The organism is Stenotrophomonas sp. SMYL20 (genome assembly GCF_036320045.1).
Classification (GTDB): domain Bacteria; phylum Pseudomonadota; class Gammaproteobacteria; order Xanthomonadales; family Xanthomonadaceae; genus Stenotrophomonas; species Stenotrophomonas maltophilia_A.
Genome location: NZ_JAWIRT010000032.1, coordinates 24,509 through 34,344, shown reverse-complemented (window position 1 = coordinate 34,344; position 9,836 = coordinate 24,509). Strand labels below are relative to the sequence as shown.

The following is a 9,836-nucleotide window of genomic DNA, read 5'->3' as shown; positions in this document are numbered from 1 at the left end:
CGCGGTCTGGCCCGCGCCCCCCCGCGGCGCGCGGCCTCCCCCCCCCCCCCCCCCCCCCCCCCCCCGGGCCCCCCCGCTACAGTCGGAGACCATGAGCACTCCGTCCTCTCCTGCCGGTCGCCTGCGCCGCTGGCTGCTGCGCGGTCTGTGGCTGGCCATTGCCGTCGTTGCGATGATGGCGTTGTGGAACAGTCCCTGGGCCGCCGCACCAAAGATGCTGTGGACACTCGCGCAGATGCCGCCGGCCACCGAACTCCCGGTGCCGGTGGAGGGTGTGCGCCCCCGCCAGATCGCCGATACCTTCGGCGCGCCGCGCGGCCGCGACCGCTCCCACGCCGGCATCGACATCTTCGCCCAGCGCGGCACGCCGGTGCGCAGCGTCACTGCCGGCGTCATCGCGGATGTCAGCGAACGCGGCCTCGGTGGTCGCCAGGTCTGGGTGATCGGGCCCGGGCGGGAACGCTACTACTACGCGCATCTGGAAGGCTGGGCCGAGGGCCTGGCGCGCGGCCAGGTGGTGCGGGCCGGTGACCTGCTCGGCCACGTGGGCGACAGCGGCAATGCCAAAGGCACGCCGCCGCATCTGCACTGGGGCATCTACGGCACGAACGGCCCCCGCAACCCGTTGCCGTTGCTGCGCTGATCGCCGCGGCGCACCCGCGCACCGAACCGTTCATGATTTGTAAATAGGAATAGTTCGTATTACCATTTCTTTCGTTTCCGGTGGTGCCAGGACGGCCTGCCCGCCCTTCCCCTACCCGTAGCGCCTCGCCTCCTGGATGCCGGCCGAACGCGCGTGCTCGTCCAGGACCCCCATGACCCGTCCCGCCTTCCGTACCCTGCAGCCGCAGCGGCTGTCCGTTGCCGTGCTTGCCGTTCTCTGCGCCGTGGCCCCGGCCGCCTTCGCCGACACCGCCGCCGATCCGACCACGCTGGACAAGGTGGTGGTCAAGGGCGAACGTGCCGAAGGCTATTCGGTGCGCCGCACCTCGGCCGGTACCCGCTTCGATCTGGCACCGCGCGAGATCCCGCAGTCGGTCAGCATCATCAGCCACCAGCGCATCGAAGATCAGAAGCTGGACGACATCATCGACGTGCTGGCCAACACCACCGGCGTGACCAGCACCCAGTCCGACAGCGAGCGCACCGAGTTCTACGCGCGTGGCTTCTACATCGATGCCTACCAGTTCGATGGCCTGCCGACGCAGATGGTGCAGAACTGGAGCTACGGCGATTCCGGCCTCGATCTTGCGCTGTACGACCGCGTGGAAGTGGTACGCGGCGCTACCGGCCTGCTCAGCGGTGCCGGCAATCCGTCCGCCTCGGTGAACCTCATCCGCAAACACGCAGACAGCGCAGAACTGACCGGCAGCATCTCGGTGAACGTCGGCAGTTGGGGCCGCACGCGCACCACCGTGGACGTGGGCACGGCGCTGAACGCCAGTGGCACGGTGCGCGGCCGGGTGATCGGCAGCTACCTGGACACCGATGGTCAGATGGACCGCTACAACCAGCGCAAGACGCTGGGTTATGCCGTCATCGACGCCGACCTGACCCCGGACACGCAGCTCAGCGTGGGCTACGACTACCAGCAGAAGCGCGCCAACGGCGCGACCTGGGGCGGCTTCCCGATGTGGTACGCCGATGGCAGCCCGACCAACTATCCGACCTCGTTCAATCCGTCGCCGGACTGGACCTACTGGGACACCACCAGCAAGCGTGCGTTCGCCACCCTGCAGCATGCCTTCAGCAACGGCTGGAAGTTCAAGATCGGCGCCACCCACGACCGCACCAAGGCCGACGACAAGCTGTTCTATCCGGCCTACACCGCGTTCAACAAGACCACGGGCGCCGGCATCACGCCGATGGCCGGCTTCTACAACACCGAGCGCAAGGTTGATGGCATCGATGGCTACATCGATGGGCCGTTCCAGCTGTTCGGCCGCGAGCACCAGTTCATGGCCGGCCTGAGCTACAACAAGCGTGAGTTCGCCAACTATGGTGATTTCCAGCCTGACTTCAACGATCCGAATGCACAGTACCTGCCGCTGGCCAGCTACTTCGGCTGGACCGGTGATTTCCCGCAGCCGAACTGGCGACCGCTGAAGCTTGCCAGCCAGGGCACCATCACCCAGAAGGCCGGCTATGCCGCCGCACGCCTGTCGCTGGCTGATCCACTGAAGCTGATCATCGGTGCGCGCTACACCGACTGGAAGAGCGAAGACGAAGGCAACGACCGCTCGCACAAAGTGACCACGCCGTATGCCGGCCTGGTCTACGACATCAACGATACCTACTCCGCCTACGCCAGCTATACCGAGATCTTCCAGCCGCAGACGCTGCGCAACAAGCAGGGCAGCTACCTCGATCCGGTCGATGGCAAGAGCTACGAAGTCGGCGTCAAGGGCGCGTGGTTCGACAACCGGCTGAATGCATCCGTGGCAGTGTTCCGCATCGAGCAGGACAACGTTGGCCAGGAAACCATGGACAAGGTCGACGGGCAAATGAACGAGACCGCCTACATCGCTGCACGTGGCACCGTCAGCCGCGGCTTCGAGTTCGAAGTGAACGGCGAACTGGCACCGGGCTGGAACGCGACCTTCGGTGCTTCACGTTACGTGGCCAAGGACATCAACGGCGCCGACATCAACACCAACCTGCCGCAGACCGCGCTGAAGCTGTTCACCAGCTACACCCCGCAATCGCTGCAGGAACTGACCGTCGGCGGCGGTGCCAACTGGCAGAACCGCATCTACTACGCTGCGCCGGTAGTGGGCCGTTTCGAACAGGAAGGCTACGCGCTGGTCAGTGCCTTCGTGCGCTACCGCATCTCGCCGGAGTTCAGCGTGCAGGCCAACCTCAACAACCTGCTGGACAAGAAGTACTACTCGCAGATCACCGGCTACGGTGCCTACGGCGACGGCCGCAATGGCTCGCTGACGTTCACCTGGGCGTTCTGATCCAACCGGCCTTGTAGCGTCGAGCCATGCTCGACTCGATCACACGGGGTCGTCGAGCACGGCTCGACACCACAACGGGGGCGCCCAGCGCCCCCGTTGCCGCGCTGCCCTTGCAGGTGTAGCGTCGCGCAGACGGATACCTCGCGCCTTCCCCCTCAAGGACGACCGGCCATGCGCACCCGCACGAAACTCGGTCTATCGCTCGTGGCCCTGTTCTCTTCGCTGCCGCTGATGGTCGCTACAGGCAATGGCTACTTCATCCTGCTTCTGCTGATCGGCCTGCCCGCAGCGATCCTGTTCTGGTTCGATCTGGGCCGTGAACTGCGCGCCATCCCCACTCCTACCCGCTCCGAGCGCGCGCTGGGATTGGCAATGGGCATTCCACAGGTGCTGTTCGGACTGTTGTGCGCGGGGATCGGCCTGATCCTGGTGGCCTGGATCCTGTACAACCTGCTGGTCCAAACGCTGCCACAGTTCCGCATTCCCTCACTGCCTGGTTTCGCGGTCGGGCCGATGATGATCATGGCCGGGCTGGGATGGGCACGCACCGCGTTCCGCCGTGCCAGCCTTGAACAGGATGACCCGGAACAGGACATTCCGGATTGACCACCTTCATGGAGTCGAGCATGGCTCGACGCTGCAACGGCGCCGGGCTGAGCCCGGCGCCGTCCCTTCATCAGAAACGCAGGTCCGCGCGCAGGTACCAGTAGCGGCCACGCGGGATGTCATAGGTCGAAGCGTCGTAACCGTTCAACGAGCACGACAGGCAGATCGGCGGATCCTTGTCGAACACGTTGTTCAGGCCAGCGGTCAGCTGCAGCCCCTTCATCCAGTCGATCTTGTAGCCCACCTGCATGTCATGGAAGGTGGTGGCCGACAGCGTATTGGTGCCTGCGGCCTGGTTGCTGCAGACCGGGAATACAGAGGCGTCACCGCAGTTCTCGGTCAATTCGGAGATATGCCGAACGGTCCAGTTGGCACTCCAGCGGTCCAGCGTCCAGCCGATGCTGGCATTGCTGGTCCATTCCGGAATCGAGCTGTCGGCCACTTCCACGCCCGGCTTCTGCGGCTGCTTCTGGCCCGCCGCACCGGTGGCCTCGTAGCGGCCGACGAACGTGTTCTTCCAGCCCAGCTTGAACTGGCCGATCGAGCTCTGCGGCAACGTCCAGAACAGATCCACGTCCCAGCCATCGGTCTTGATCGAGCCGAGATTGGTCAGGCGGTTGTTGAAGCTGCTCACTGCACCGGTATTGGCGCGGGTGATCCCATCGCAGTAGATAGGATCCAGCGTTTCCACGCACAGGTCCAGCTGGGTCTGCGCGTTGATCGCTTGAATCGCGCCATCGATGGCATGGCGATAGAAGGTCACCTCCACGTCGAAGCGCTCGGACCACGAGGTGTTGTTGCCAAACCACGGGCTCCACACGAATCCGGCACTGAAACTGCGCGAGCGCTCCGGATCCAGCTCGCGGTTGCCGCCGGTGGTCACCGAGATCTGCGAGTTGGCCTGCTGGAAGCCGGCCGGCACGCCCAGCGCGGCACAGTTGGCGGCGCTGCCGCGCGGCGGCGTACCGCCCAGGCCCACCGAGCATGGATCGAACAACTGCAGGTCGGCACGCGCGGCCGAACCGTACAACTCACCAATCGACGGTGCACGGAAGCCCTCGGCATAGGTCGTGCGCAGCACGAAATCGTCGGTCACCTGCCAACGCAGGCCGTACTTGGGCGTGAACTCGCCACCGAAGGTCGAGTAGTCCGAATAGCGCCCGGCCAGGCTCAGGTCCAGCTTCTTGCCGAATGAAGAGTCGGCGAAGATCGGCACGCTCAACTCCAGGTAGGCCTCGTTGACGTCATACGAGCCGGATGTCGGCTGCGAAGGCACGCCGTTGTAGTGGCCCGCCACCGTCAGCGGATCGGGCTGGTACGAACCCTCGTACTTGCGATACTCGAAGCCGGTAGCGAACGACACCGGGCCGGCCGGCAGCGTGAACAGGTCGCTGGACAGGTTGGCGGTGAACAGGCTCAGTTCGTTCTGGCTGCGGTCACGCACCACCGGCTGGATCCACTTCAGCATGTCCGGAGTGATCGAACCGGCACCGCCGAAGATGTTCAGCGGCACGCAGCCCGGCGTCGCCGCACAGACGGACGGATCGCCCAGCGCCATGTTGACGTTGTAGATGTTGTAGCTGCCGTAGTTGGTCTGTTCGGCCTTGTTCTTGCTGTACATGCCGTTGACGTCCCAGTACCAGCTGCGGTCAGCCGCTTGGAAGTTGCCGACGAAGCCGGTGGCGAAATACGTGGTGTCCACTTCCTGCTTGAACACGCGCGCGCCGCCTTCTACTGGACGGCGACCGATCAGGCTCAGGTTGTCACCCGAGACCAGGTCGAAGCCGAACGGGTTGTACGGGTTGAGCGCAGACACGGTGATGTTGTCGGCCAGCGGATTGCCGGTGGCGCCATCGGGACCGAAGAACAGCGGCTCCGGGCCGGCCTGGTTGGTCGACTCACGGCGGTTGCCCAGTGCCTTGACGTACCACTGCACGTTGTCGGTGATGTCGAAGCGGAACTGACCGAACAGGCCTTTACGCTCCGACGGTGTCAGCACCATGTTGTATTCGGCGAAGTTGAAGCGATCAGCACTGGTGAAGCAGTGATAGTCATCGGTGCGCGCGCAGCCGGCACTGCCGTCGTAGCGCGGGTTGCTCACGCCGGTATTGGGCACGATGTTCTGCACCGCACCGGTGTTCGGGTCGGTGAACATGAAACGGCCCTGCGGAATGCCACCGCTGCCGAAGGCCAGGCCGGTGCCGGGAATCGGGAAGCGCGACTGCTCGCGGTCCTTGGCGAACACCGGATCCTGCTTGGTCCAGCTGGCGCCGAGGAACAGGCTGAAGCGGTCGCCGCTCTTGCCCCAGGCCAGGTCCACGCCCTTCTGCGTGCCATCGCCCTTGCTGTACTCGCCGTAGTTCAGGGTCACCTGGCCGCCATCGAAATCACGGCGGGTGATGATGTTGACCACGCCGGCAATGGCATCGGAGCCATACAGCGACGACGCGCCATCTTCGAGCACTTCGATGCGCTCGACGATGGCCAGCGGAATGGTGTTGAGGTCGGTGGCCGAGCCCACACCGGAGGCGGACGACTCATTGACCCAGCGGATGCCGTCAACCAGCACCAGCACGCGCTTGGCGCCCAGATGGCGCAGGTCCACCTGCGCCGAGCCAGCACCTACACCACTGCCATCGGGCGGGAAGCCGAAGTTGCCGGACGAATTGAACTTGGCATTGAGCGCGGAACCGGAACCGGTGAGCTGCTGCAGCACTTCGCCGATCGAGGTCAGGCCGGTGCGTTCGATATCACCGCGGGTCAGCGTCTGGATCGGCACCTGGCCTTCGACTTCAGCGCGCTTGATGCGGGTACCGGTGACTTCCACCGCATCGAGGTTGGTGGTGGATTGTGCAGCGGCACCCAACGGTGCCAGGGTCATCACGCACAGCGCGACGGCAACCGCCAAAGGGCGGTGGTGCAGGTGATTCATTCGCTCTCTCTCCAAAGGAATGTCGGGACAAGGGCTGCCGCACTCCCTCCCTGCATGGCGGCGCCGTCTCCTTTGTAAACAAGTGGTAAAAATCGCGGCGTGATGATCGACACTCTTTCACGCGGAATTGACGCAATTGCAGGCCGATTGCGTCAGATGACTGCAGGTTATGACCGGACGATATTGTTCACGACAGGCAGCCTTGATGCCGGCTGCGACAGCGCGCGCCGGGGGCTGCCACATTCATGGAAAAGGTCTTTGCCGGACCGTTTCAGGAATAGTTTGAAATTCCCTCTTTCAGAAGGCGCCGCTAGTCGATCCAGCGCAGACTCGCACCTCCAGCCATTCGCGGGAGGGTCGATCATGAAAGCGGTGAGTGCGGTGCTGGGTGTCACGACGGTGATGACGCTGCTTTTTTCCCTGGCGGGCGAATCGAGAGCAGGCGGCGTGATCGAGTGCAACAACTGCCCCTCTCCCAGCGATGCGGCCTTGGCCTCGGGAGAGGGATTGACGGTTGTGGTGGATTTCGAGAGAGCCGAGTTGACTGCTTTCGACGTTGAACGTGCCGCTGGGACCGGAAGGTGGCGAGCACATCCAACCCCGGTTCCAGCGCAGATTGAAATGGCCTTTCTGCGGATCCTGGATGCGACGCTGTCAGCAGGGGAAGCGCCGCTCATGCAGCAATCACCGCATGAGCGGCAGTGAGACATCGCACTACCGCACGAACGCAATGCGCTCCATGCCGGTCGCCTCGGCTGCGGCCAGAATCCTCGCCATGCCTTCGTATTCGGCCGCCGGATCGGTGGCGATACGCAGCTCCGGCAGGTTGCCGGCATGTTCGCCCGCCTGTGCCTGCAGGCGCGCCTGCAGCTCACTGATCACCATCGGCTGGCCATTCCAGCTGAGCTGGTTGGCAGCGTCCAGGCGCAGCTCGATCGGCGGTGGCGGTTCGGGACGGTCGACCACGCGATCGGTGGCCTGTGGCAACTGCACGGCTATCGGCCGGGCCACGATCGGCGCGGTCACGATGAAGATGATCAACAGCACCAGCATCACATCCACCAGTGGCGTGACATTGATGTCCGCCAGCGGGCCGCTTCTTCCTGCGCTACTGAACGCCATGTGCCGCTCCCTGCAGCCGGGCCGTTCGCCCAAGCTCGACACTACGTCGCCCGCAGGCTCGCGAGGCAGTGCCTGCAGCACGAGCATTCAGCTGCCGTTGCCGACCCATCGCGTGCACGCAATGCGAAACTGAATTCAGCCATTGCCCGCTATGCTGCCCGCCATGACCCGACGCTCTTCGACCGCCCTGTCCCTGCTGCCCTTGGCCACCACGCTGCTGATCGGCTGCGCCAATGCCCAGTCCCTCGACGCCCAGAACGCGCAGCTGAAGGCCGCGATCGCTGCCGCCGAACGCGGCCAGTTCGATCCCGGCCAAGCCGCCGCACTCAGCCGCCATCCTGCATACGGCTGGCTGGAGTACGCCAACCTGCGCCGCAACATCGACACCGTCGATACCGCGCAGGCGCAGGCCTTCCTCAAGCGCTACGACGGCCAGGCCGTGGCTACCACCTTCCGCAGCGTGTGGCTGCCCTCGGTCGCACGCCGCCAGGACTGGCCGACCCTGCTCGCCAACTGGGCGCCCACCGACAACGCCGGCCTGCGCTGTGCGCAGCTGACCGCGCGCCAGGTGACCGGCAAGGTTGATCCGCAGTGGATCAGCGAAGCGCAGGATCTGTGGCGCAAGAACGGCAAGTCGCTGCCGGACGGCTGTGATGCCGTTTTCGCCGTGCTGCAGGCGCAGGGTGGTCTGAGCGACGCGCTGCGCTGGGAACGCATCGATGCCGCCGCCGACGCCCAGCAACCCGCTGTGATGCGCAGCGCCGCACGGGGCCTGCCTGCCACCGACCTGGCGCTGGCCAACAATTACGCCGCCTTTGTCGACAAGCCCAATGCCAGCGCATTGAACTGGCCGCGCAACGAGCGCAGCCGGCGCATCGCCACTGATGGCCTGGCCAAGCTGGCCAAGGCCGATCCCGGCGCCACCGAACAGCAGCTGCCGCAGTACGCGCAGGCACTGGGCCTGAGTGCCGACCAGCAGGGCCAGGTGCTGTACCAGATCGCACTGTGGACGGTGGCGTCCTACCTGCCCGATTCGGCGCGCCGTCTCAATGCGGTGCCGGAATCGGCGTACGACGAACGCCTGCACGAATGGCGCGTGCGCGAAGCGATGTCGCGCGGCGACTGGCCGGCAGCGCTGACCGCGATCCGCAAGATGGGCAGCAAGCAGCGCAGCGACCCGCGCTGGCGCTACTTCGAAGGCCGCATGCTGGAGAAGACCGGCCAGGCCCAACAGGCGCAGCCGCTGTTCCGCGAGGCCGCGCGCGCACCGACCTTCCATGGTTTCCTCGCCGCCGACAAACTGCAGCAGGGCTACACGCTGTGCCCGTGGAAGCCGAACGACAGCGCGCAGGCACAGGCGGTGATCGCGCGCGACCCAGCCATCCAGCGCGCGATGGCGCTGTACCAGATCGACCGCGCCGGCTGGGCCGTGGCCGAATGGAACAGTGCGCTGTCGCGCTTCGATGACACCCAGCGCCGCCTCGCCGTTCGCGTGGCGCAGGACAATGGCTGGTTCGACCGCGCCGTGTTCGCACTCGGCAAGCAGCCGCAGGAACAGCGCCTGTATGACCTGCGCTTCCCGCTGCACCACGACGCCACCATCCGCCGCGAATCGGCACGCAACGCGATCGATCCGGCCTGGGTGGCGGCAGAGATCCGCGCCGAGAGCACCTTCACCCCGCGCGCGCGCTCGCCTGCCAACGCCATGGGCCTGATGCAGGTGCTGCCGGCCACCGGTGCCGGCGTGGCCAAGTCGATCGGCCTGACCGGCTACGGCGGCGCCGACAGCCTGTACGACCCGGACACCAACATCGCCATCGGTACCGCCTATCTGCGCCAGCTGATGAACAAGTACGACGGTCTGCCGTACGTGACCATCGCCGCCTACAACGCCGGCCCGACCCCGACCGCGCGTTGGCAGGGCCAGCGCCCGGGTTATGACCCGGACCTGTGGATCGAGACCATCAGCTACAAGGAAACCCGCGAGTACGTCGCCCGCGTGCTGGCCTTCAGCGTGATCTACGACTGGCGCCTCAATGGTGATGCGCTGCCTCTGAGCGACCGTCTGATGGGCCGCCTGGTGGACAAGCGCAAGAGCTTCAGCTGCGCCGCCAACGCTGACCAGGGCGGCGATTGATCGCACTGCGGTCGTGCCGGCCGCTGGCCGGCTTCGGCCATTATCCAAGGGTTGCCGGCCAGCGGCCGGCACTACCCGG

Annotated in this window: 7 protein-coding genes; 5 read left to right on the top strand and 2 right to left on the bottom strand. The window is 65.4% G+C overall.

From position 1 onward, the window contains the following. The first annotated feature begins 91 nt into the window (after positions 1-91). From V3B48_RS19130 to V3B48_RS19120, 3 genes are all read left to right on the top strand, one after another. Positions 92-643, top strand: coding sequence for a M23 family metallopeptidase (locus V3B48_RS19130; RefSeq protein WP_329894253.1), 552 nt, complete (start codon positions 92-94; stop codon positions 641-643). A gap of 172 nt (positions 644-815) precedes the next feature. Continuing rightward, a complete protein-coding gene (gene fhuE / locus V3B48_RS19125; RefSeq protein ID WP_032128963.1) occupies positions 816-2,960 on the top strand; it encodes a ferric-rhodotorulic acid/ferric-coprogen receptor FhuE in 2,145 nt (714 codons plus the stop codon). Between the two features lie 171 nt (positions 2,961-3,131). Then, a complete protein-coding gene (locus V3B48_RS19120) occupies positions 3,132-3,566 on the top strand; it encodes a hypothetical protein (RefSeq protein WP_329894252.1) in 435 nt (144 codons plus the stop codon). 70 nt (positions 3,567-3,636) lie between these two features. Here the strand turns inward: V3B48_RS19120 and V3B48_RS19115 are convergent, their stop codons facing one another. Next, on the bottom strand, positions 3,637-6,498 hold the full coding sequence (locus V3B48_RS19115; protein WP_032128961.1) for a TonB-dependent receptor: 2,862 nt from the start codon (positions 6,496-6,498) through the stop codon (positions 3,637-3,639). Positions 6,499-6,600: 102 nt separating this feature from the next. On the opposite strand from V3B48_RS19115, the gene V3B48_RS19110 reads away from it, so the two are divergent. Continuing rightward, entirely contained in the window at positions 6,601-7,203 is a 603-nt protein-coding gene (locus V3B48_RS19110) for a hypothetical protein (RefSeq protein ID WP_329894251.1), read from the top strand. A 9-nt stretch (positions 7,204-7,212) separates the two neighbouring features. Here V3B48_RS19110 and V3B48_RS19105 read toward each other — a convergent pair whose 3' ends face one another. Continuing rightward, positions 7,213-7,620 carry a biopolymer transporter ExbD gene (locus tag V3B48_RS19105; RefSeq protein ID WP_071229521.1) on the bottom strand — a complete coding sequence of 136 codons (408 nt, stop codon included), beginning with the start codon at positions 7,618-7,620 and terminating at the stop codon, positions 7,213-7,215. A 151-nt stretch (positions 7,621-7,771) separates the two neighbouring features. Here V3B48_RS19105 and V3B48_RS19100 point away from each other — a divergent pair, with 151 nt between their 5' ends. Next, positions 7,772-9,757, top strand: coding sequence for a transglycosylase SLT domain-containing protein (locus tag V3B48_RS19100; protein WP_277779326.1), 1,986 nt, complete (start codon positions 7,772-7,774; stop codon positions 9,755-9,757). Positions 9,758-9,836 lie beyond the last annotated feature (79 nt).